Below are 23868 nucleotides of genomic sequence, written 5' to 3' on the forward strand. Positions count from 1 at the left end.
AGAATGAGGATGAGCAACGAGTCCGATATCCGCCATCGTTTCTGGACCGAATTGTCGGAAAGCCCCTTTCTGATGATTGGCTTGCAGGGATCGCATGAACATAGCCTGCCGATGACCGCGCAGCTTGATCCTGGCGCGAACCACTGCTTCTGGTTCTACACGACGAAGGAAAATCGTCTCGCTGCCGGTGGCCCGGCGATGGCGCAGTTTTCGGGCAAGGGCCATTATCTCTTCGCCTGCATCGACGGCACCCTTGTGAAGGAAACCGATCCGGCGGTGATCGACCGCTATTGGACTCACGAAGTCGCGGCCTGGTATCCGGGCGGGCGGCAGGACCCCAATCTGCTCATGCTCCGCTTCGACCTTGGCCATGCGGAAATCTGGCGCGCCGACATGTCGCTCGGCGGCGTCTTCAAACAGCTGTTCGGCGGCGATGTGCGTGACGAAATGCGCGGCAAGCATGTGGAAGTGTCGCTCTGAATTGTCTCCTAAGGGCTCCGTTCGCGCGGGGCCCTTGCTTTTTTGCATGAATGAATGCATATGCGGCGCAGCGCAGCGGGCGGCCTTCATGGCCCATCAGCGATTGGCAGCGTGATCGTTCCGGCCCTTTGAACATAAGGGGTTGCGGGGCCGGCCAATGAAAGTCTGCGCCAAGCTTTTGAGGCTTCCCTATTCACGCGGGTCGTTTCGCAACCCGCCTTGCGTCCAGTTGCGATATGCAACTCGTTGGCGCCTGAGCCTTTTTATTTCGAGAGTTCATTCATGCATTTCACCGACCTTGGTCTCGCCGAGCCCATCCTGAAGGCGCTCGCCGCCAAGAAATACGCCAATCCCACCCCCATCCAGACGCAGGCGATCCCCGTTCTGCTTCAGGGCAAGGACCTGTGCGGCATCGCGCAAACCGGCACCGGCAAGACCGCTGCCTTCGCGCTTCCCAGCCTCGACTATTTCGCCCGCAATCCCAAGCCGACCCCGCTTCAGGGTTGCCGGATGCTCGTCCTTTCCCCAACCCGCGAACTCGCCGCCCAAATCGCGCAGAGCTTCCGCGACTATGGCCGCTTCATGAAGCTGTCGGTCGAAGTCGTCTTCGGCGGCGTGCCCATCAACAAGCAGATCCGCGCACTAGGCCGCGGCGTCGACATCGTCGTCGCCACGCCCGGCCGTCTCCTCGACCTGATCGACCAGCGCGCCTTCACCATCAAGGACACGGAAATCTTCGTCCTCGATGAGGCCGACCAGATGATGGACATGGGCTTCATCCACCCGCTGAAACGCATCGCCAAGCTGCTGCCCAAGGACCGGCAGAACCTCTTCTTCTCTGCCACCATGCCCGGAGAGATCGAGGCACTTGCCGCGCAGTTCCTGCATGATCCGGTCAAGGTCAGCGTCGCTCCGCAATCCACCACGGCCGAACGCGTCCGCCAGCAGGCGACCTTCGTCAACCAGGCGGAAAAGCAGGCGTTGCTCAACCTCACCATCCGCAACGAGCCGATCGACCGTGCGCTGATCTTCACCCGGACCAAGCACGGCGCCGATCGCGTCGTCCGCTTCCTAGAAGGCGCTGGCATTCAGGCCGTGGCTATCCATGGCAACAAGAGCCAGGCGCAGCGCACCACGGCTCTCCAGGCGTTCCGTCATGGTCATGTGAAACTGCTCGTCGCCACCGACATCGCCGCGCGCGGCATCGACGTGTCGGGTGTCAGCCATGTCATCAATTTCGAGCTTCCCAATGTGCCCGAACAATATGTCCACCGCATCGGCCGTACGGCGCGGGCAGGGGCGGAAGGCGTCGCCATCAGCTTCGTGGCCGATGATGAGCGGCCCTATCTGAAAGCGATCGAGCGGACCACCAAGGTGAAGCTCGACATCGTACCCCTGCCGGAGAACTTCGTCGAAGCTGTCCGCAACCTTCCCAAGGCAGCGCCGCAACGCAAGGGCCGCGAGCAGACGCCGGAGCAGAAGGCGCGCCGCGCCGATGGCCAGCGCCGCTATCAGGATCAGCAGAAGCAGCAGCCGCGCGGCACCGCCGAACGCGCCCATCGTCCCGATGGCGATGCCAAGCCCGCAAAGAAGAACTTCCGCCGCAACCGGGGCGGCGTCGGCGCGCACAAGGGTGCCGTGCAGAAAACCGGGGGCCGCTGAAGTTCGGCAGGATGGCGCTACGGGGCGCCATCCTGAACCCTGCAGAGAGCCGGGATGCTCTTTGTCAGTAGCCATTCAGAATTTTGGCTCTAGGCTATGACGCCATGAGCTTTTCCTTCCGGCGTCCTGCCGTTTCGCTGTCCGTCATCGCACTGCTGCTGTCGGGCTCGCCTGCGTCCCTTTCGGCTCGAACTGATCCGACGACCACGAAAGCGGCCCCTGTTGCCGGTAATGCGCAGGCGCAGGTTAGGCCATGGCTCTACGAAAATAGCGACGTGCCCATCGACCCGGCTTGGCGGTTCGGCACGTTGCCCAACGGCCTGCGCTATGCCGTCCGCCGTAACGGCGTTCCGCCCGGCCAGGTTTCGGTGCGCCTTCGCATGGACGTCGGCTCCTTGATGGAGCGGCCGGATGAGCAGGGCTACGCGCATTTCATGGAGCATCTGACCTTTCGCGGATCGCGCCACGTGCCCGACGGCGAATCCAAGCGGATATGGCAGCGGCTCGGCGTGACCTTCGGCAGCGACAGCAACGCGCAGACGACCCCCACCGGCACCACCTATGCGTTGGATCTGCCGCAAGCGACGCCAGCAAGTCTTGGCGAGAGCATGAAGATCCTTGCCGGTATGATGGCCGACCCCAACATCATCGACAGCGCTGTGGCGGCGGAGCGCGCGGTCGTGCTCGCCGAACGCCGCGAAGGCGACGGGCCGCAAATGCGCATCTCCGACGCGAGCCGCCGCCATTTCTTCGCCGGTCAGCCTCTTGCCGATCGCAGCCCGATCGGAACGGTCGCAACGCTGAATGCCGCCACCGCAGCCCGGATGGAATCATTCCATCAGCGTTGGTATCGTCCGGAAAATGCGGTGATCTCGATCGCTGGCGATATCGATCCCGCTGTTGCGGAACAGATGATCAAGGACAATTTCGCGTCCTGGTCCGTCCCAGGGAAAGGCGCTGCGCTGCCCGAATTCGGCGAGCCGTATCCCAATGCTCCCGCGACCAGCGTCGCCGTCGAACCCGGTGCGCCCACGGGCCTGACCATGGCGTGGCTGCGCCCTTGGAAGCCGCATGCGGACACGATCGTCTATAATCAGGACAAGCTGACAGACATGCTCGCCCTGCAGATCATCAGCCGCCGCCTTGAACAGGTTGCCCGCAGCGGGGGCAGCTTCATTCAGGCAAGCGTCGATCAGCAGGATGTCAGCCGATCGGCAGACGGCACTTTCGTCACGATCGTCCCGTCGGGCGACAATTGGGAAAAGGCGCTCGGCGACGTACGGGCCATCATCGAGGACGCAAAGGCCAGCCCGCCCAGCCAGCTCGAAATCGACCGCGAATATGCGCAGATCGACACCGCACTGGCGATCCAGGTGGAAAATGCCGATACCGAAGCTGGCGCCAAGCAGGCCAGCGATCTGGTCAGTGCAGTGGACATTCGGGAAACGACAGTCAGTCCTCAAGCCGCGCTCGACATATTCCGCTCCGGCAAACCGGCGATGACGCCCCAGAAGATCCTGGATTCGACCCGCCGCCTGTTCTCGGCTGGCGTGTTCCGGGCGCTTTTGATCACAGGCAAGCTTGTACCCGGAGCCGACGCCAAACTCGCCGCAGCCGTAGCTGCGCCCGTCAAGGCGGCCACCAACGCCCGGCTGGCGGACAAGGCGGTCACCATGGCGGATCTGCCAAAGCTCGGAGCGCCGGGGAAAGTGGTCTCCAGGACACAGGTCGGGCTCCCCGGCATGGAGAGCATCACTTTTGCCAACGGTGTGAAACTCACCTTGTTCGCCAATGATGCGGAAACGGAAAAGGTGCGGATCAATGTCCGTTTTGGGCATGGTCAGCAGGCCTTTTCCCCAACCAAGCCGGTTCCGGGTTGGGCGGCCAACTATGCCCTGGTGGCGAGCGGCATCGGCAAGCTTGGCCAGCGTGAATTGGACGACCTCACGAACGGCCGCCGCATGGGGATGGATTTCTCCATCGACGACGACGCCTTCGAAATGCAGGCCGTGACACGCCCCGCCGATTATCGGGACCAGCTACAATTGTTCGCGACCAAATTGGCCGCGCCTGGTTGGGACCCGGCGCCGATCGCGCGGGTCAAGACGGGCACCGCCGTTGCTTATGACGCCATGGGCCGCGCCCCGGATTCGGTCCTGGCGCGCGATCTCAATTGGCTGCTGCACGACAAGGATGTGCGCTTCCGTACGCCATCGCGCGAGGAAATTGACGCGCTGACCCCGCAGGCGTTCCGCGCAACCTGGGAACCGCTGCTCGCGTCCGGACCGATCGAGGTGCAGATATTCGGCCAGGTGAAGCCGGATGAGGCGATACAGGCAGTGGCAGCAACTTTCGGCGCCCTGCCGGCACGGGCGGATGTCCCTGTTCCTGCCGTGAACAAGCAGATGCGTTTCCCCGCTCCTGTCTCAAAGCCTGTGGTCCTGCGTCACAAGGGAGACAAGGAACAGGCCGCCGCCGTCATGGCGTGGCCGACGGCGGGCGGCTTCACGCTCACGAAGGAAGCGCGGCAGCTCGAAATATTGACTCAGATTTTCAACGATCGTCTGTTCGACCGGTTGAGATCGACGGAAGGCGCCGCCTACTCGCCAAGCGTGCAGAATAACTGGCCTTTCTCGTATGAAAGTGGCGGCTACATTCTGGTGACCAGTCAGGTCCGGCCCGACCGCATCAACTATTTCTACGGCGTTGTTAAGGACACGGCGGCTGACCTCGCTAAAAATCCTGTGAGCGATGATGAATTGCAGCGTGCCGTCGCGCCGATGCGCCAGCTTCTGATGCGGGCGAGCACTGGCAACGCCTTCTGGATGAACCAGATGGAAGGCGCGACCCAGAACCCGCAATATGTCCAGGCCATGCAGACCATGGCCAAGGACATGCTGTCGGTAACGCCCGCCCAGCTCCAGGCGCTTGCCGCCAAATATCTGATCGCGGGAAAGAGCTGGTCAGCCGTCGTCCTCCCCGAGGGCGTGGAAGCGCGCTGAAAGGGCAGCTGCTTTGACGGCAAGAAGCAGGAAGCCAATGCCGCACCAAGCGGATTATGCTGCGGCCCATCCATCAGCAGAAAGGCCGCGCCATGACATGCGCCTTTGACATATTTTCGTCGCCGGTTGGCGATCTCACCATGATCGTCAGCGACATGGGCCTTGCCGCGCTTCTATGGGAAAATGATGACCCGCGCCGTGTGCGGATTGATCGCGGAGAGAGGGCGCCAGGCCATCCGCTGCTCTGCGAAACGTCGAGGCAACTGGGCGCCTATTTTTCGGGCCATCTGATCAGCTTTGATCTGCCGCTCGATTTCCAAGGCACCGCCTTTCAGAAACAGGTATGGGCGGCTCTGCTTCGCATCCCGTTCGGAGAAGTGCGCAGTTACGGCGCGATAGCGGCGGACATCGGCCGCCCTACGGCATCGCGTGCGGTCGGGGCGGCGAACGGGCGCAATCCGATCTCCATCATCGCGCCATGCCATAGGGTGATCGGATCGGCGGGAGCGCTGACCGGCTTTGCTGGCGGCCTGCAGGCCAAGCGATACCTGCTGGATCATGAGCAGGCGGTGCTTAAAAATGGAGGAAAGTGGCGCACCCGACATGAAAGCGATGGGCACTCAGATCACTGGGAAATTTTAGTTACGCGACCAGTTTCATGGCCGTTGAAGTAGCCCCCTAAATCGGCTGACAGGCCCTCACACTTATGGAAGTGTGATGCATATGCCTGACCGTATGACTGGAACTTATGATCGTGTGGAGGTGATCACCTCTGTGCAGCGCCGACGGCGCTGGACGCCCGAGGAGAAGATCCAGATCGTCGAAGAGACGTATCTGCCGGGCAACACAGTGTCGCTGGTAGCCCGTCGGCATGGCATTGCTGGCAATCAGTTGTTCACCTGGCGTCGGCTGATGGCCCAAGGCGCGCTCACCGCAGCCACGGCGGGTGAGGAGGTCGTGCCAGCGTCAGATTACCGCGCCTTGGAAGCACAGGTGCGCGAGCTTCAGCGCCTGCTTGGCAAGAAGACGATGGAAAACGAACTGCTGCGTGAGGCTGTCTCCCGGGCCGCAGGCCCAAAAAAACGGCTGTTGCGCTCGACCTCGTGGCCGGAGGGTGGACAGTGAGCGCGGTTGCCGATGCCGTCGGCGTATCACGTCCGCATCTGTCAGCGATGCAACGGCCGGGAGAACGGCGCCGTCGTGGACGCCCGCCATTGCCTGACGCAGAAACTCTCGCCGACATCCGAAGGCTGATCGCCGACCTGCCAACCTATGGCTATCGACGCGTCCATGCGCTGCTGCGCCGCGAAGCGGAAGAAAACGGGCGCGCAGCGCCCAATCCAAAACGTATCTACCGCATCATGAAGCTGCATGGCCTGCTGCTCCAACGTCATTCTGGTCGCGGTGCGGAACGGCGGCATGACGGCCGTATTGCTGTCGCCACCCGCAATACACGCTGGTGCTCCGACGGCCTTGAGATCGGCTGCGACAATGGCGAAAAGGTCCGCATCGCCTTCGCGCTCGACTGCTGCGATCGGGAGGCGATGAGCTATGTCGCCACGACCGGAGGGATAACCGCCGAGGATGTGCGCGATCTGATGGTTGCCACGGTCGAACATCGCTTCGGCCAGGTGAATGCCTTGCCGCACGCCATCGAATGGCTGACCGATAACGGCAGCTGCTACACCGCGCATGATGCCCGGCGCTTCGCCCGCGACATCGGCCTGATCCCGCGAACCACACCGGTCAAAAGCCCGCAAAGCAACGGAATGGCAGAGGCGTTCGTTCGGACACTCAAGCGTGATTACGCCCGCGTCAGCCCGCGCCCCAACGCCCGCGCTGTCATCGAGCAACTGCCAGGATGGCTCGATCATTATAATCGCGTGCATCCGCACCGGGCTCTCGGCTACAGATCGCCGCGCGAGTTTATCAACCGCTCAACCCACGAGGGCCTGTCAGACCTTTAGGGGGCAACAACAGCCGTAACCCGCCCCGAGTTCGAGCAGATTAGCGCCCTACGGCCAGGAATGACCAAATTGGGGACGTGTACGAACCCGCTGCGCGGGAGGGGCGCCCGGATCTGATGTCACGCTGATCATACGGATGAAGCGCCTGGCTTGAGCGGGGTACGGCACAGGCAGACTTTATCGACTCCATCAACTGAGGAGTCGAACGATGAACACCCCCACCGTGATGATGCCCGTCCGGACATTGCGTGAGCGTATGGCCGAAGACATGGACCTGCGCCGTTTGTCACGCGCCACGCAGCGCAACTATCTGCGGGATGTGACGCGCTTTGCCATGTGGCTTGGCCGTCCGCCTGATACTGCGAGCGGTGAAGAGCTGCGGCAGTTCCAGCTCGACCAACGGGAAGCAGGGCTTGGCGGGCCGACGCTGAACAGCATCGTGTCTGCGCTGCGGTTCTTCTACACGCATACGATCGACCGGCCCGACCTAACCCGCAAGCTCTATCGGGTGAAGCATCCACGATCATTGCCGACCGTGCTCAGCCGCGAGGAAGTGACGCGGATGCTGGGAGCGACCACCAGCCTCAAGCATCAGGCAATCCTGTCCGTCGCCTATGGGGCCGGTCTGCGCGCTTCGGAGGTTGCCAAGCTCAGGGTCAGCGACGTCGATGGCGAACGCATGTTGCTCCGGGTGGAATGCGGCAAAGGTGGTGGCCATCGCAATGCCATGCTCCCGAAAGATCTGCTGTCGCTCTTGCGTGCGTGGTGGAAGGAGGGCCGGGATCAGGGCGTCATGCACCGCGATGGTTGGCTGTTCCCGGGGCAGCACTATCTCAAGCCTATCTGCTATCGACAGGTGCATCGTATCGCTGCCGAGGCGGCACGTGCTGCCGGCATCACGAAGCGTGTCGGGCCACATACGTTGCGACACAGCTTCGCCACTCATCTGCTCGAAGACGGGATCGATATCCGTATCATCCAAGCGCTGCTCGGACACGCCAAGTTGAACAGCACGGCGCTCTATACCCAGGTGGCGACGCGCACGCTGAAGAACGTCGTCAGTCCGCTCGACAAGCTGGCCTTGCTCCCGGCACCTCAACCACGGGCGTCGCCAGACGGCTGAGCTGTGCGTGCCGACCATGAGGTCGCCGATATCTTCCGCGCCGCCGGGCCTGCCTATCGGGTGGTCCACGCCGGACATCTGAGCCTGACACAGCTCAAGGTGATGACGGCGATCGAGAACTGCCGCACCGCCGCCCTGGGCGGTCATGTCGAGGCCTGCGAAGACTGCGGGCATTGGCGGATCGCCTATAACAGCTGTCGCAACCGGCACTGCCCCAAGTGCCAGGGCGCGGCCGCGCGCACCTGGCTGGCGGAACGCGAGGCCGATCTGTTGCCGGTCGGATACTTCCACGTCGTCTTCACGCTGCCGGCACAGATCGCTGAGATCGCCTTCCACAACAAGGCACTGCTCTACGACCTGTTGTTCCGTGTCGCTTCCGAAACCATGCTGACGATCGCGGCCGATCCCAAGCATCTTGGCGCGCGCATCGGCATCACCGCCGTGCTTCACACATGGGGGTCGTCGATGACGCACCACCCGCATGTGCACATGGTCGTGCCGGGCGGGGGTATTGCGCCAGGGGGAGAACGATGGATATCGTCGCGTCCGGCCTTCCTCCTGCCGGTCCGGGTTCTGGGCAAGCTGTTCCGCCGGCTGTTCCTGACCCGACTAACCCAGCTCTACGATATCGGGAAGCTCGCCTTCTTCGGACCGCTCGCGTCGCTGAGCGAACGCCGGGCGTTCCTGCGTCACATCGCTCCCGTCCGTAAGAAGCGCTGGGTGGTCTATGCCAAGCCGCCGTTCGCAGGACCGGAAGCGGTGCTGGCCTATCTGTCGCGCTATACGCATCGGGTCGCGATATCGAACCGGCGGATCCTCGCCTTCGATGGGTCCGACGTCACTCTGCGCTACAAGGATTATCGCAAGGATGGGGCTGATCGCGAGCGCATCATGACTATCCCCGCCGACGAGTTTATCCGGCGGTTCCTGACCCATGTCCTGCCGCGCGGCTTCCATCGGATCCGGCATTATGGCCTGCTCGCCGGCTCCAGTCGCAAGGCCAGCCTCGCCCTTGCTCGTGATCTGCTTCACGTCGCACCCGGGCCTGAAGAACTCAGCACCGAAGAGCCGGTAGACCTGCGCCCGCCATGCCCATGCTGCAGCGGCCATATGATCATCATCGAGACCTTCGAGCGCTGGCGGCAACCGCGCGCTCCGCCTTTACCGGCCCTGCTGATCCGGGAACACGCGTCATGACCCGGCATGGCCTGACCGTCATCCCTCCCGCAAAACCACGCTTGCGGGACAGGATCGCTCTCGCGCCTATCGCGATCTTCATTGGGCGATATCGCCTTCCGCTGGTCCGGCGATACCCCGTAAGCACCGCCGATCATGATCGCGTCGCGCTGGTGGCGACCCAATATCTCCGCCAGCAATGCTGCTCACTGGGCACCAGTCGGCGCCGAAACTGATATCCCCATAGCCCATCGCCTGACGATCCGCGGGTCGTACATGTCCGGGTTTACGTACGCCTGCCGGCGCCCGAAACCCTTCGACTTTCCAGAATGGCAGGTTACCGGCACCAACATAGCTAAAGCCGACATTTACAAGGACTGAGGTCCAGCGCTTGTTGGTGAATGGTAAGGGCCGCAATGCCGAGCCTCGATGCGATAATCTGATCAGGCCCGATCTTCGTGAGCCGCTCGACGGCGGCCATCCCGTGAAAGTTCTCCACAGGCCGAGGCATCCTGAAATCAGCCCGAGTGATCAACGATCGGGTGACATCTCTCCCTCTGCTAAGATCGCCAACCGATCCCTTGACGCCCCTCTCATCATGACCAGGGCTTGACGGGATTGCGCCGGGTGAATTCCGTCCAGGGATCGACATCGACGACCAGTCGATACTTGTCGCGGATCATCCTCATACATGGAGCGGTATCATCTTGGTGTTTCCATGCAGGAGGATGGAAGTACGCTCTTTGTCATCATGGCTTCATTGGGGCCTGACGCGCGCGGGCTTGCCAGTGCTGCGCATTGAGACCCGAGCGGCTAAGGCGGCAAGGCCCGTCGCCTTGACGCGCAAGCGCCGGTCATCTTACAACCTACGTGCAGCGATCATGCCAAGTTCCACTGGAGCAAATCGTCGGCGCCGACAGTAGCATGAGGAGATGCGAACCAGATCCCGCCTGATGCGATGGGTCGTGCTCATTCTTATCGGGATGATGGCAGGATAACGTCGTTGAGCGTCCGGACCTCGCCTTTGCTGAGTGTGGCGAAACAGCTTGACCCGCAACGCCTTAATCAGAGAAGCGACTCTCAGCGTTAAGCAGCAGGCAAGCCTTGATCGGTTGAACCTATGGGGTTTAAGGCAGTGCAATGACAAAATCCCGTGATAGCGAACTTTCGATGGATCTTGGCATTGTGCGCCCAGGGAAGTCACCCCATGGCTCAAAGACCGTTGACAAGATACTTCAAGCTGCCGTCGACGTCCTGATTGAAGAAGGATATGCGGCTTTCACCTTACAACGGGTTGCTGCGAAATGTGACATGAAGATAGGAAACGTCACTCGTCATTTTCCAAAGAGAGAGGTGCTCGTTCAGATTCTTTTGCAAGATATTTTAACCTCGGGTGATAAGCTTCTAAAAAAGAATGTGTACAAGCCTAAGATATCCGCAGAAGCCGCATTAGCTCTTATCATTACCGGGACAATGGAGGGTGCTAAAACAAAAGGTACGACCCATTTGATGACTGAGCTTTGGGCAATGAGCAATCATAATGATTTCGTCGCACAACGTTTGGAATCATTATATGGTCATGTTCATACGTTGATTGGCTCATTTGTGAAGCAGTTAAATGCCTCCCTTAGTGCAGATGACGCTGAAGCTTTAGCGGTGTTCATTAACGCCACTATGGAGGGTGCTACGGTGCTTGCGGGATATGGCAAGCCGTGGGAGCCGAGAATGCCTTTCATGAAAGCAATGGCTGCACATTCACTGATCGCGATGGTGAAGACAATTACCCCTGATGATATACAACGGCTTATTGGCCGATCTTTGCACGCTACAGCGTCCGAGATTAGTTCCGACGTAGAACTCCTGCCTGAATGACCGGCGTCATAGTTGCATGCTGACATCGTGGCCAGAGAGCCAACCGTGCGTTCTTCCGGCACGGTTAGGCAATGCAGCGTTGGTTTGCTCCCTCGCCCTGTGAACGCGTTAGTTTCGTCAGCTGCGGCGTAGCCGATGCCGCTTTGAGGGCTGCTAGCCGCATTGCAGCGCTAGGTCATCGGTTCTATCGGAGCACGAGCGCGCGGTTGCAGTTGAGTGACCGCTCAACAGGCTCGAACAATCCCGCTCCAGCGCTTAACCGTCCAACAGTCTCCGCCTCCCCGGCTTGCCGCGCGGGAGCCCTAACATCGAGCCGTTTTTAGGGCGCTTTGCGTCTCGATTTCGAGACTCACTTGACATAAAGTTGATATTGTTCAACATCGCATATTAGTTTTTACACACAGACACTTTAGGCGGTCCGGAAGCGTGGCTCATTCTTCACCGAACGACGGTCCACGGCGCATGGAGGAGCGAAGAGCGTGAAACGCGGCGCACGACAAACCTTTGCACGAGCTCGTCTACGTTGGTTCGAGAGTGCTGCGATACGGTTGATGCCGAGGTCCGCCGGGCTGCGTTCCGCTCGGCTGCGTCGGCACAGCTCTTCGGCGAGCGGCAAAGCCCACCCACCCGGTCTGAAGCTAGCATGCTGCAGCACCATGGACGCCGCAAGTATCGCAGGTAGTTTTCCAATTTCGAAATGCAATCACGCCATAAGCCGAGGAAGATTCCAATGAAGCTGCAACACTTGCCTAACACTGCCACTGTCGAGGAAGCTGTGGCGGTAATGCGCGAGCATGGGCACGTTATCATAGATGATTTGGTTCCAGTCTCTGTTGTAGACCAAGTATTGGCTGACATGCAGCCCTATATAGAGGTCACCCCATTTAGCGAGAATGAGTGGTTCGGCAACGGCTCCCAGCGCATCGGCAACTTAATTGCTCGCTCGGAGACTGGCCGTGATCTCGTCATGAATCCGCTGGTGCTGGGGGTTGTGAAAGGAGTTCTTAGTCATTCGCCTCTTGTCCAGCTCGGTGCAACCGAGATGATTTCGTTGCGGCCTGGTTGTCCGGCTCAATATATTCATCAGGATGAACTGACGTTCGACAGCTTCCCATTCCCGGACGATTATGTCGTATCCTGCAATACATTGTGGGCCGTCACGGATTTCACGGAAGAAAATGGTGCGACACGCGTCGTTCCGGGGAGTCACGCCCGCCCGCGCGCCGAGTATACGATGGAAGACACATTGCCGGCAGAGATGACTCGCGGGTCCGTGATGATTTTCACGAGCAAGCTGTGGCATGCCGGTGGCAGCAATCAATCGCAGAAAGTTCGGCGCGCGCAGGCGATCAACTATTGCGTTGGTTGGGTCCGACAGGAGGAAAACCAGTTTCTGGCCTGTCCGCAGGATATTGCAAGGACCCTTCCAGACGATCTTCTGAAGTTGATGGGGTATCAAATTGGATTTGGTTATGGACATGCCGGTGCGCAAGCGGATCCGCTTGAGGCACTTCGACAGGGATAGGCGAAGAGCGATTGTCAACGAGGGCCTGAGCCATTGAATCAGCAAAAACTTCGACATGCAGATTTGGATGCTGGGATGGATATCGAGAATGAAGATCGGGGTTAGTGGCGCCAGCGGTCAATTAGGTAAGGCCGTTCTGAAGCGGCTGAGCGAATTGCCCGGCAGATATGAGGTTGCCGGGATTTCTCGTTCGCCGCACAACGTGGCCTATGCGGATGAGGCGCGCTTTGGCGACTATGACGACCAAGACAGTTTGCGGGAAGCCTATTCCGGCTTGGACAGGCTGCTGATCATACCGACTCTGGATCTAAAATATGGTGCTCGGGCCCGGCAGCTGGTTCATGCGATAGACGCGGCGCTAAGCGCTGGCGTCGAGCATATCGTTCTCATTTCTGACGCCGGTACGCGTGAAGATTCTGAACCTCATATTGGAGCAGCCAGTTGGGTGGGCGAGCAGCACCTCATCAAATCGGCGCCTCGCTGGACCGTACTTCGCTCTAATTATTTCATGGAGTCATTTGCTCAGGAGGTGGTTCTGTCGACTGTCGCGGGACGGATGGCAGAACTTGGCGAAGGACGCGTCGGGTTTGTAAGCCGGGATGACGTGGCGGCCGCGGCGGCAGGTGTCCTGGTCGGAACGGGGCACTCAGGAGCCATCTACAATGCGACGGGAAATGAATCGCTGTCCCTGGCTGACCGGGCTCAACTCATAGAAAAGGTAGGAGGTCAGCGCGTTGATATCGTCCAGATTTCTCTGGAAGAACTTTCGAATGAGCTTCAGCTTGCCAAATATCCTGAAGATTATCGTGGCCTTGTCGTGGATATCAAACGAAAGACGTCGGAAGGGGGATATGATATCGTAACCGGCGATGTTGAGAGACTATCCGGCCGGACTCCGGTTGCTCTGCGTGATGTCCTTAAAAGCTATCTTTTCCAGAGCGTCTTGTGAGATGGTACCGGAAATTCATCAGCAGCTTTGCAAATGGCGTGGCCTCAGTCTTTCTGCTGCTGTCAGTTACCAAAGCTCGACACTTACCCGTCCAGTCACTCCCCACCACCCGTCGGACTGCGGCTCGGCGTCTGAGGTCCTTCTTTCTCTGACGACCGCACCTGCCATTGAATACTATCCGTACATAATGCGCGGAAGGCAAACATCCCTAGGACGTCGGCAGGCAGCTGGCAGGATACAGGCCGGGGGGTGATGAAAGGCAGCCTATGCATACCGCTTTCTCACTGAAGGACTCGATGTTCAGAATCGAGATAGATGGCGACGTTGCGGACAGTCGCGCCTTGCTCGACTGGCGCCCCGAAGACCGCCTCGGCGTCGTTCTTCGTTCGCCCTTGAGCGCCTTGGGTGCCAGCATGCTGATGCAGCTGGTAACTACCGCCTATTATGATGTGCGCCCTGGCCGTAGGAAGGAGCCGCATTACGCGGACATATATCTTTTCCACTCTGGTGGACGCTATGGCGACTTCTCAAGCTTTGACGTGACGCCTCACCGTGAACTCTTTCTTCCGGCGGATGCGGGAGTGCTGATCGAGGCAATCAACGATCGCGCCATAACACATCTGGCGGTCCCAGACGGCGCTCCAACGCAATCGGTATTTCCGTGGAGTGAGCCGGAAGCAGCGCGCGATCGCATTCGGCACTGCTTCGCCTACTCTGCCGGGGGACGAGCGCGAGATGCGGATATCGCAATCCTGTCGTCAGAGCCCGGCTTGCGTCAGGACGTCGAACTGGCGCTGAACCCCATGGCGCTTGTTGATAACATCGAGCGCTACATCGATGCGGGAGATGCGGATATTCAGCTCTTCTCAAGACGGTTGGCCCAGCGCGTACGCAGCCGGGTGAACGAAGTAAGCGAAACCGAGAAAGAAACTGCAAAAGCGCATCATGAGAATAGCTGGAATAATGGCATGATTCGCCAGAAATTTCGGAAAATCAGCGTCGATGATGCTCTGTCACTGCTTTGAATATAGCCATTACTTCATTATGATATAAGGAGATTATAGCCATGGGACACATAAAATTTCATCTTGGATATTTCACGAAGTTCGGTGCGACGTCTTGGCCTGGTGACGGCAAGGAGTTCGGCTCGAACTGGATCGATGGATCTTATCATAAAGAGCTCGCCCGGATGCTGGAGGCGGCGAAGTTCGACTTTATCCTGTTCGAAGACACTACGATTGTCGGCGACAGATATGCAGGCTCCATGGAACTCGACCTGAAAAACGCCACCCTGGCGCCCAAGCTCGATCCCCTCCCGCTGCTCCCTCTGATGGCGCAGGACACGTCGCACATCGGCCTGATCGCGACGGCGTCCACCACTTTCTACCCGCCCTATCTGCTCGCCCGGCTGCTCTCGACCGTGGACTCGCTGACGGGCGGACGCGCTGGCTGGAACATGGTCACGTCGAGCGAGAAGAACGCCGCCCTGAACTTCGGCATGGACAAACTGCTACCGCCCACCGTCCGCTATGATATTGCGGACGAGTATGTCGATCTGGTTAAGCAACTGTGGGACTCGTGGGAGGAAGGCGCCCTGGTCGCGAACACCGAGACCGGCGTCTATGTCGATCACACCAAGGTCCACACCATCGATTTCGTCGGCGAGCATTTCCGCTCGCGCGGTCCGCTCAACACGGTGCGCTCGCCCCAAGGCTATCCGGTGTTTGCCCAGGCCGGCGCTTCGGAACGCGGGCGCGCGTTTTCATCCAAGAATGCGGAAGTCGTGCTGGGCATGATGACCGGCGGTGTTCCCGGCATGAAGGCCTATCGTGAGGACATCCGCAACCGCGCCGAGGCGCAGGGGCGCAATCCGGACGATATCAAGGTTGTCTTTCTGACGCCCGTCAATATCCTTCCCGAAGGTGTCGAGCAGCAGGAGATGACCGACGCTGAGAAGCAGGCATCATTCGAGCATAACATCGTCATGGCGTCGTCGTCACTGGATGTCGACTTCTCGCTGTACGACCTCGATGGGCCCGTTCCGCAGGACATCGTGGCGGGCGGACACACCAGCGCGCTCGATCACATGAAGAAGGCCGGGCGCGAGGAAGGCAAGTCCCTCAGGGATCTGTTCTCCATGGGTCAGGGCGCGAGCGGCATGGACTTCAGCGGCACGCCGCAGCAGATCGCGGAGAAGATGATGGCGGTCATGGACGAGGTTGGCGGCGACGGATTCCTGATCGAAGGATCGGGCTATAATCGTCAGCTTCCGCAGCTGGTCGATGAACTAATACCGGCATTGCAGCAGGCCGGGGCCGTCCGCACGGAATATACGGGTACTACGCTGCGTGAAATTTTGCGCGAGTTTTAAGACCGGCACAATATGCAGCGTATCCAATAAGAGGTAAAACTTGCTGTTTTAATGAAGCAGCGTGTCGAGAATTTGCTTTCAAGAGAATGAACGTCAAGATTGAACCAGATTGACGTTCATTTTCCGCGCTGGATATTTCACATCCATGCGCCTCCGCCGACATCGCTCACCGCCGATCTTCTGGAGCACATCGGCGAACACTATGAGTTAGAGGCAGCGGTTCGAGACCGGCAACATCACAACCGAGGGAGAAGCAAACAGGACTTAGCCCTTGATCGACGCAATGGCACTTGACGATGCAACGCGCCGTCTTTCGCCCAAATCCGAGATAGCCAAAGTGATCGCCTATGGCCGCAATCGCTGGATTGCGGCCATACGGTACATTGTCGCATCCGCACGGAATACGGAGCTACATCACATCCTCCTGACTGCTCCTCAAACCATGGAGATGCAATGATGGGCGTTGTGATCACAGCATATTCCGCAGCGCGGACGGTCTGGGTTTAATGGACATACCAGCGGCACTGTCATGAACGCTTCGGCACAGCTCGTGGCCGCGTCGAGGTGTTCATGACAAGAGCCTTCAATACGCGATTGTCGGCGGCACGCAGAGCGAGCGAATCGACTCCGGCGCGTTCTCCCAAGGATAGTCTCCACCGTTCATCACGGAGCTATATCCAAGCAACTGGCGCAGCGTTTGCGACGTGTCCTTCATCACCTCTGGGTCGAGGACGAGCGGAAAGTTGATCGAAGGACGGCACCAGGGCGGCGTCAGGCCGAAGTTGATCGACGCGCGCTCACGGTTTGTGGAGATGTTGGCGCCTGTGCCGTGCAAGAGCATATCGGTGTAGATGATGAGGGAGCCCGCCGGTGCTTCGGCCGGAACAGACTCGTAGGACGTCGCGCCTGAGTTATCGATTTCGGAGTTCCAGAGATGGCTGCCCGGCACCACGCGCGTCGCACCGTTTTCCTCCGCGAACTCGTCAAGGCACCAGATGAACCGCGACTGGTTCGGGACTTTCTGGTGGCCCACCCCGTTGCTGGCGTCGAGATGGATGAATTGCGCGCCGCTTCCCGGCCGCGTGACATTGGCATCCACGCTATGCACCAGATAGCTCTCGTTAAGGACCGTTGGCCCGAGGATATGCTTCGTTAATTCCAGCACTACAGGATGTTCCAGAATCTGGCGGAAGACCTCGTGGCGATCGGGTAAGCGATTAAGGCGACGATTCTTGGCGTCGGGATCGACAAAGAACTTGCTCACCCGGCTTTGATCAATCGCCTCTTCACGCTTGATCTCGTCTGCGAGAACCTGACGCGCCGTGCGCACGACGGCCTCCGGGAACACGTCAGTGAGGATGGCATACCCAGCCCTTTTCAGATCGGCCTTGGCCGTTTCAAGGTCGGGCGTTGGTTTCGGCAGAACCAGATTGGGATCGAGTGGCACGATCTTCTCTGGAGACGCCAGGGTCAGTTTGTATTCGTCCATAGAGAGGGAGTCGCCAACTGCCATATCAATTCTCCGCTTCGTGTCTGCAAACCCTCCATACGAAGGGCCTCATAATTGCCGTGGATTAGCTTAATCTGATAGTTGAGAAAATTCAACATTTGTCAAGATCAATTTCGGAGGAGAGGGTTTCAGACACCTCTCGCGCCAGGCCATTTCGTCGGCCTTCAGCCATGACGTGCACAAATGCCTTGACAGCAGTTGAAAAACTTCAACAATCAGCTTCAGAAGCTTTATGCGGTGGTAACGGGAACCGGTTGCTTTGCGGCACTCTCCATTACACCGATGGCAGAAGGTGCAATATCGCCCCTGCGCAGCCGCACAGAAGCCAATAACAACGTCAGATTACAACTGAGGTCCGCAACGGAACACGCGTTTGTAAATTAAAGGGGAGAAGGTATGGCGTACTTGCGAGCTAAGGCGGTTCGATCAGGACTTTTTTGCGCAACATCGGTAGCCATGATGTTGGGGGGCGCGGCGATTGCGCAAACGTCGGCAGAGGCCAGCGCGCCGCCCGCGGTTGCCGACGATGGCTCTTCAGATATCGTGGTCACCGCGCAGCGCCGGGAGGAGCGCGCCCAGGACGTCCCGATTTCGATCACTGCCTTTTCCTCCGATCGTCTGCAGCAGCAGGGGATTGCACAGTCCCAGGACCTTCAGGGTGCCGTGCCGTCGCTCACCGTCGGGACGAGCGGCCAGGGTTCGCGCGAGGCGCAGTCCTTCACGATCCGCGGTCAGGGCGCCACTTTGCAGGCGTCACCTGGCGTCGTAGTCTATCTGAACGAGGTTCCTCTTCCGTCGCCGATCTCGGTGAACCAGCAGGGCGGCCCCGGTAATTTCGTCGACCTTCAGAGCATGCAGATCCTGAATGGACCGCAGGGAACGCTGTTCGGCCGCAACACCACGGGCGGCGCGGTGCTGCTCGTGCCGCAAAAGCCGACGGCGGATTTCGGCGGCTATGCCCAGGCCAAGATCGGCAGCTATGACAATCGCGAATTCGAAGGTGCGTTCAATATTCCGATCGTGTCCGACAAGGTTTTGTTGCGTGTCACCGGCGCCTATCAGGATCGCGACGGCTTTACCCATGATGTCGTCTGGAACAAGGACAGGGATGACCTTCACTGGTATTCCGGGCGTTTCGGCCTGGTCCTCCGGCCCACCGAGACGTTCGAAAACTATACGATGGCCTATGGTGCCTATTCCAGCAACAACGGCACCGGCCAAGTCAATCGCAGTTTCAATATCGAGGGGTTGCAGCTCTACGGTTTCTGCCAGGAAGGCCCGACCATTCCCGACGTGATCGCGTCCTGCGACGTCTATCGTGCTGCCGCGGCAGAGGCGGAGGAACGCGGGCCCCGTAAGACGGCCTACAGCACCGATACATACCAGAAAACAAAGACGTGGGGCATCACCAACACGTCCGCGCTGGATCTGAACGACAGCCTGACGCTGCGCAACATCATCAGCTATCAGCGGTTTCAGACGCGCTTCGCGGTGGACAATGATGCGTCGATCTTCCAGCAGGACGAATATGACGCACGCCGGTTCCCGGCTTCGGGACAGGTGACGCTGCCGGGCGACGAAACGCCGGTCGAATATCTCCCGCCCGCGCCGACGATCCCGCGTGATCGATTCCGCACGATAACCGAGGAACTGCAGCTTCAGGGCAAGCTGCTCGACGGCAAGCTGAACTTCACGGTTGGCGGTTTCCTGTTCGATCAACGGCCCACTGGCTCGCAGGGGGCAACGGTATACGGCTTCTGCCCGGCCGCGTTCACCGGCTTCTGTGACTCGCAACGCCTGACCTATGCGATCACGACCAAGTCGAAGGCGCTCTATGGCCAGGCCACATTGGATTTCGGCGCATTCGCGCCCAGCCTCGATGGCCTGAAGATCACCGGTGGATACCGCTATACGTGGGACACTATCAGCGGATCTGCCGCTTATTATACACCTCTCACTCTGGCGCCCGGCAGCTTCTCCTGTTCGGACGGTTCGGTGGTGACAGACCCCACTGAGTGCCAGTTCAACGCCAGGCTCAAGACAGGCGCCCCAACCTGGACCGCGGGTATCGATTACCGGGTGTCTCCCGACCTTCTGCTCTACGGCAAGATCAGCCGTGGCTATAAGGCAGGTGGCATTAATACCAACGCCGTCTTTGAAAACACGCGGACGTTCCAGCCTGAAAAGGTCACTTCTTATGAAGGTGGCTTCAAGTCCGACTTCAACATCGCCGGGGTCGGCAGCCTCCTGAACGTCAGCTATTATTATCTGGACTATAAGAACATCCAGCGCGCTGCGCCCGATGTAAACGGAGCATTGCTGGGAGCGCAAATTCTGGGAGCCGTTGCGCGCGTTCAGGGCGTCGAGGTCGAAGGATCGATACGGCCGTTCCGCGGCGTCGAGATTGGCGGCAATTTCAGCTACACAGACGCCAAATATAATAGCTATGAATATACTACCAACCTGGGGGCGTTCGACTGCAACGGCAACTTCATTGCTCCGGGTGGGACGGTCGATCTGGGTTGCGTCCCCTTCACCGGCGTCGCACCCTACACATACAGCTTCCATGTATCGGCCGAACAACCGCTTGCCAATGATCTTGGGACGCTCGCGATGTTCGTGAGCTATTCCCACACATCTTCACAACATACGGCGGCGACGGCGCTACCCGGAACAGAGCCGGGCGAGGAACTTGAAGGTTTCGGTACGCTTAGCCTCTCGATAGACTGGCGCAAGGTCGCAAACAGCAACCTCGATCTGGGTCTTTACGCAACTAACCTGACCAATAATCTCTACCGGATCGGCAATCCGAACCTGTACAATACCTATCTCTATCATTCGACCATCTATGGTGAGCCGAGGATGTACGGGGTTCGCGCCCGCTACACCTTCTAAGGCAGATATGATCCAGACATTGCTTCATCGGACAGGGGGCTCAGTCATCCGGCCCCCTGTCCGAGCAAACGCATTCGGCGGCAACGGCGGCCGACACAGAACTTGCGGTATGAAGTTCTGTGTGAACCGGAGTTGGCTCCCAACTTCGAGAGGCCGTATAGACGGCGAACGGCGCGGGTCAGCAAAACATGATCGTAAAGATGCGCGCTGCGTGGCTCGCTCGACCGCGCTGACGAACTTGGTTCCGGCTGTAATGACGATCCCGAAGGCCGGCCGACAGCTTATGCCGAAATCGACCGGAATCTCGTCATTTTTACCATAAGGCTGACATGGGGCGTCCGCAGCCGCCGCTGAACAGGACAATCGATGGTGCGGCGAGCCGCAGGGCTTCGATGGACCGTGCTGATTTCCGATGTCGTGACGTAGCTGGAGCGCCAGCCAGCGGTAACGTCGCCACTGGGGACGGGAAGAAACTGCTCATGAAAGCCGACACATTTTGGAGAATTCCGCGCATAAGCGGTATAGGGTCCTATGCTAGTGAAGCTGTTCTGTTTCATAGGGCGAGATGGCTATCGTTGAAGCTGGCATTACAAGCCTGTTTAGAATCCGATCTGTATTCGTTAAATGGCAGCGTTGCTGCCTCGCGCATCGGTTAAAGGCTGTGAATAAGCCTGCAATGTTGACCCCAGTTCTGGGGTGATAGGCGTCCAAAGTTGACCCCCTGAACGATTGCGGTTCACGCTCTTGCACTTTGCTGCGGGAGCGGGTGGGAGATGCTGATCGTGGAGACGGTAGCGCGCATCCGGCGCGAGTTTTTTGTTAAGGGCAAGTCGATCAAGGAGATTGTGCGAGACCTTGGCGTGTCGCGGAATACGGTTCGCAAGGTGCTGCGCTCGGGCGAGACGGCTTTCACATACGAACGCAGCGTGCAGCCCTTGCCGAAGTTGAGGCCTTGGGCTTCGGATCTGAACAGGCTTCTGGAGGCGAACGACCGCAAGGCCCGGCGCGAGCGGCTGACGATGGTCAGGTTGTTCGAGGAGCTGCAGGGTCTTGGCTATCGTGGCGGCTATGACGCGGTCCGACGGTACGCGGCAAACTGGCATCGCGAGCGCTCAGCGGTGACGGCGGGAGCCTATGTGCCGCTGAGCTTCGCACCTGGTGAAGCTTACCAGTTCGACTGGAGCCATGAGATCGTCGTCATTGCCGGGGCGACGACCACCGTGAAGGTCGCGCACATGCGGCTTTGTCATAGCCGGATGTTTTACGTGCGTGCCTATCCGCGCGAGAGCCAGGAGATGGTCTTCGATGCGCACGACAAGGCGTTTGCCTTCTTCGGCGGGGCCTGCCAGCGCGGCATCTACGACAACATGAAGACGGCGGTCGATGCGATCTTTGCCGGTCGCGAGCGGCAATATAATCGCCGCTTCCAGCAGATGTGCGGACATTATCTGGTCGAGCCGGTTGCCTGCACGCCGGCATCGGGGTGGGAGAAAGGCCAGGTCGAGAATCAGGTGGGCCTGGTGCGTGAACGCTTCTTCACACCCCGGCTGCGGTTCAGGAGCTACGCCGAGATGAACGCATGGCTGGAGGATCGCTGTGTGGCGCGGTCGAAGCATGCCGCCCATCCCGAGTTGAAGGACCGCACAGTCTGGGAGGTGTTCGAGACTGCGGACCGTCCCGCCCTGATCGCCTATCGCGGGCCGTTCGACGGCTTCCACGCTCTGCCCGCGTCGGTATCAAAGACGCTGCTGGTGCGGTTCGACTATAACAAATACTCGGTGCATGCATCGGCGGCGGGGCGACCGGTGGACATCCATGCTTATGCCGATCGCGTCGTCATCCGGCAGGAAGGCGAGATAGTCGGCGAACATGTCCGCCGGTTCGGCCGTGAGCAGACGATCTATGATCCCTGGCATTACGTCCCTGTGCTGGCGAGAAAGCCTGGCGCGCTGCGCAACGGCGCGCCGTTCAAGGACTGGTTGCTTCCGCCAGCAATCGAGCGGGTACGCCGCCGCCTTGGTGGCCATGCTGATGGCGACCGCCAGATGGTCGGCATCCTGACGGCGGTCCTGAGCGACGGGCTTGATGCCGTGGAAGCCGCCTGCGCCGAGGCGCTGATCGGTGGCACCGTCAGCCGCGACGTTGTGCTCAATATCCTGACCCGTCAGCGCCAGCCATCGGCGCCGCTGACCATCGCTACGCCCGAGGCGCTCCGGCTTCATCACGAGCCCGTCGCCGACTGCGCCCGTTACGATAGCCTGAGGAGGTTCTATGGAACGCCACGAGATCCTGGAGATGATGGGGACGCTCAAGCTCGCGGGCATGCGGCACGCCTATGATGAGGTGATCGCCGATGCGGTAAAGCGACAGCATGGCCCAAGCCGCGTGGTCGGCGATCTGCTGAAGGCCGAGATCGACGAAAAACAGGCGCGCTCGATCAAATATCAGATGACGATCGCCAAGCTGCCGCTGGCCAAGGAAATTACGGCGTTCGACTTTGCCGATACGCCGATCAATGAGGGACTGGTGCGCGATCTGGCGACCGGCGCCTTCCTGGCCAACCAGCGCAATGCCGTGCTGGCCGGAGGAACCGGGACCGGGAAAACCCACCTTGCCATTGCGATCGGGCGCTCCTGCGTGCGCACCGGCGCCAGGGTCCGATATTACAACACCATCGACCTGGTGAACCGGCTCGAAGCTGAAACCCGCGCCGGAAAAGCAGGGCGCATTGCCGATCATCTGTCCCGGCTCGACCTGGTGATCCTCGACGAGCTGGGCTATCTGCCGTTCGCACTGTCTGGCGGTCAGTTGCTGTTCCACCTGGTCAGCCGGCTCTACGAGCAAACCTCGATCATGGTGACCACCAACCTCGCGTTCGGCGAATGGCCCTCGGTGTTCGGCGACGCCAAGATGACCACCGCGTTGCTCGACCGGCTGACGCACCATTGCGATATCATCGAAACCGGTAACGAGAGCTGGCGCTTCAAGAACCGCGAAGCTGCCTGATAGGCCAGGAGAAACGCCATCGGCATGGGGGTGAGCCGGCTCCGGGCTACGCCCTCCGCCGCCTCACCCCCATGCCGACGATCCTGGCACACTATCAGGGGGTCAATGTTGGGCGCTTATCAGGGGTGAATATCCGGTGCCGATTGACATTAAAGGCAACCGAACGGCAGCTGTCTCTGTTGGTCAGCTCCAGACCGGAAATTCGCCTATCGGCCAGCTGTGAGGGCCGTAGTTCAATTGGCTGACCGTCCGTACCTGAGCATGTAAAATTCGAGGGTGAGCGGCAAAGAAGGGTCGATCGGTAGGCGGCACTTGGGACAAACTCGTCGT

At 59.6% G+C, this 23868-nt stretch carries 17 protein-coding genes; 16 read left to right on the top strand and 1 reads right to left on the bottom strand.

The window, feature by feature from the left end:
• The first annotated feature begins 9 nt into the window (after positions 1-9).
• The 13 genes from ACYU8T_RS04100 (at position 10) to ACYU8T_RS04160 (ending at position 16584) form a co-directional block, all read left to right on the top strand.
• Complete coding sequence (locus ACYU8T_RS04100) at positions 10-480, top strand: pyridoxamine 5'-phosphate oxidase family protein (RefSeq protein WP_461158584.1); 471 nt, start codon at positions 10-12, stop codon at positions 478-480.
• Positions 481-762: 282 nt separating this feature from the next.
• The gene (locus ACYU8T_RS04105; protein ID WP_201514373.1) at positions 763-2142 is read left to right on the top strand and encodes a DEAD/DEAH box helicase; all 1380 of its coding nucleotides are present in this window, start codon (positions 763-765) and stop codon (positions 2140-2142) included.
• A gap of 104 nt (positions 2143-2246) precedes the next feature.
• A complete protein-coding gene (locus ACYU8T_RS04110; protein ID WP_461158585.1) occupies positions 2247-5144 on the top strand; it encodes a M16 family metallopeptidase in 2898 nt (965 codons plus the stop codon).
• A gap of 92 nt (positions 5145-5236) precedes the next feature.
• The gene (locus ACYU8T_RS04115; protein WP_461158586.1) at positions 5237-5818 is read left to right on the top strand and encodes a methylated-DNA--[protein]-cysteine S-methyltransferase; all 582 of its coding nucleotides are present in this window, start codon (positions 5237-5239) and stop codon (positions 5816-5818) included.
• Positions 5819-5879: 61 nt separating this feature from the next.
• Positions 5880-7111, top strand: a protein-coding gene (locus tag ACYU8T_RS04120; protein ID WP_461159746.1) for an IS3 family transposase whose coding sequence is annotated in 2 segments (ribosomal slippage) — positions 5880-6222 and positions 6222-7111 — 1233 coding nt in all. Because the reading frame shifts where the segments join, the coding sequence is not laid out codon by codon here.
• A gap of 208 nt (positions 7112-7319) precedes the next feature.
• Complete coding sequence (locus ACYU8T_RS04125) at positions 7320-8234, top strand: tyrosine-type recombinase/integrase (RefSeq protein ID WP_037484118.1); 915 nt, start codon at positions 7320-7322, stop codon at positions 8232-8234.
• Positions 8235-8237: 3 nt separating this feature from the next.
• Positions 8238-9431, top strand: a complete 1194-nt coding sequence (locus tag ACYU8T_RS04130; protein ID WP_037484122.1) for an IS91 family transposase — start codon at positions 8238-8240, stop codon at positions 9429-9431.
• Positions 9432-10550: 1119 nt separating this feature from the next.
• Positions 10551-11282, top strand: a complete 732-nt coding sequence (locus ACYU8T_RS04135) for a TetR/AcrR family transcriptional regulator (RefSeq protein WP_461158587.1) — start codon at positions 10551-10553, stop codon at positions 11280-11282.
• A gap of 730 nt (positions 11283-12012) precedes the next feature.
• Complete coding sequence (locus ACYU8T_RS04140; protein ID WP_247230940.1) at positions 12013-12807, top strand: phytanoyl-CoA dioxygenase family protein; 795 nt, start codon at positions 12013-12015, stop codon at positions 12805-12807.
• 88 nt (positions 12808-12895) lie between these two features.
• Positions 12896-13756, top strand: a complete 861-nt coding sequence (locus ACYU8T_RS04145; protein WP_461158588.1) for an NAD(P)H-binding protein — start codon at positions 12896-12898, stop codon at positions 13754-13756.
• A 296-nt stretch (positions 13757-14052) separates the two neighbouring features.
• On the top strand, positions 14053-14781 hold the full coding sequence (locus ACYU8T_RS04150; protein WP_247230942.1) for a hypothetical protein: 729 nt from the start codon (positions 14053-14055) through the stop codon (positions 14779-14781).
• A 41-nt stretch (positions 14782-14822) separates the two neighbouring features.
• Positions 14823-16127 carry an NtaA/DmoA family FMN-dependent monooxygenase gene (locus ACYU8T_RS04155; RefSeq protein WP_247230943.1) on the top strand — a complete coding sequence of 435 codons (1305 nt, stop codon included), beginning with the start codon at positions 14823-14825 and terminating at the stop codon, positions 16125-16127.
• A gap of 271 nt (positions 16128-16398) precedes the next feature.
• Positions 16399-16584, top strand: coding sequence for a hypothetical protein (locus ACYU8T_RS04160; protein ID WP_461158589.1), 186 nt, complete (start codon positions 16399-16401; stop codon positions 16582-16584).
• Positions 16585-16710: 126 nt separating this feature from the next.
• On the opposite strand, the gene ACYU8T_RS04165 is transcribed toward ACYU8T_RS04160, so the two are convergent.
• Positions 16711-17616 carry a phytanoyl-CoA dioxygenase family protein gene (locus ACYU8T_RS04165; protein WP_461158590.1) on the bottom strand — a complete coding sequence of 302 codons (906 nt, stop codon included), beginning with the start codon at positions 17614-17616 and terminating at the stop codon, positions 16711-16713.
• A gap of 480 nt (positions 17617-18096) precedes the next feature.
• Between ACYU8T_RS04165 and ACYU8T_RS04170 the strand changes: the two genes are divergently transcribed.
• From ACYU8T_RS04170 to istB, 3 genes are all read left to right on the top strand, one after another.
• Positions 18097-20532, top strand: a complete 2436-nt coding sequence (locus ACYU8T_RS04170) for a TonB-dependent receptor (protein WP_461158591.1) — start codon at positions 18097-18099, stop codon at positions 20530-20532.
• Between the two features lie 773 nt (positions 20533-21305).
• Positions 21306-22871 carry an IS21 family transposase gene (gene istA / locus ACYU8T_RS04175; protein WP_461158592.1) on the top strand — a complete coding sequence of 522 codons (1566 nt, stop codon included), beginning with the start codon at positions 21306-21308 and terminating at the stop codon, positions 22869-22871.
• On the top strand, positions 22804-23538 hold the full coding sequence (gene istB / locus ACYU8T_RS04180) for an IS21-like element helper ATPase IstB (RefSeq protein ID WP_461158593.1): 735 nt from the start codon (positions 22804-22806) through the stop codon (positions 23536-23538). Before istA ends, istB begins: the two co-directional genes overlap by 68 nt.
• Positions 23539-23868: the final 330 nt, after the last annotated feature.

Source organism: Sphingobium sp. TomMM35A, from assembly GCF_054771735.1.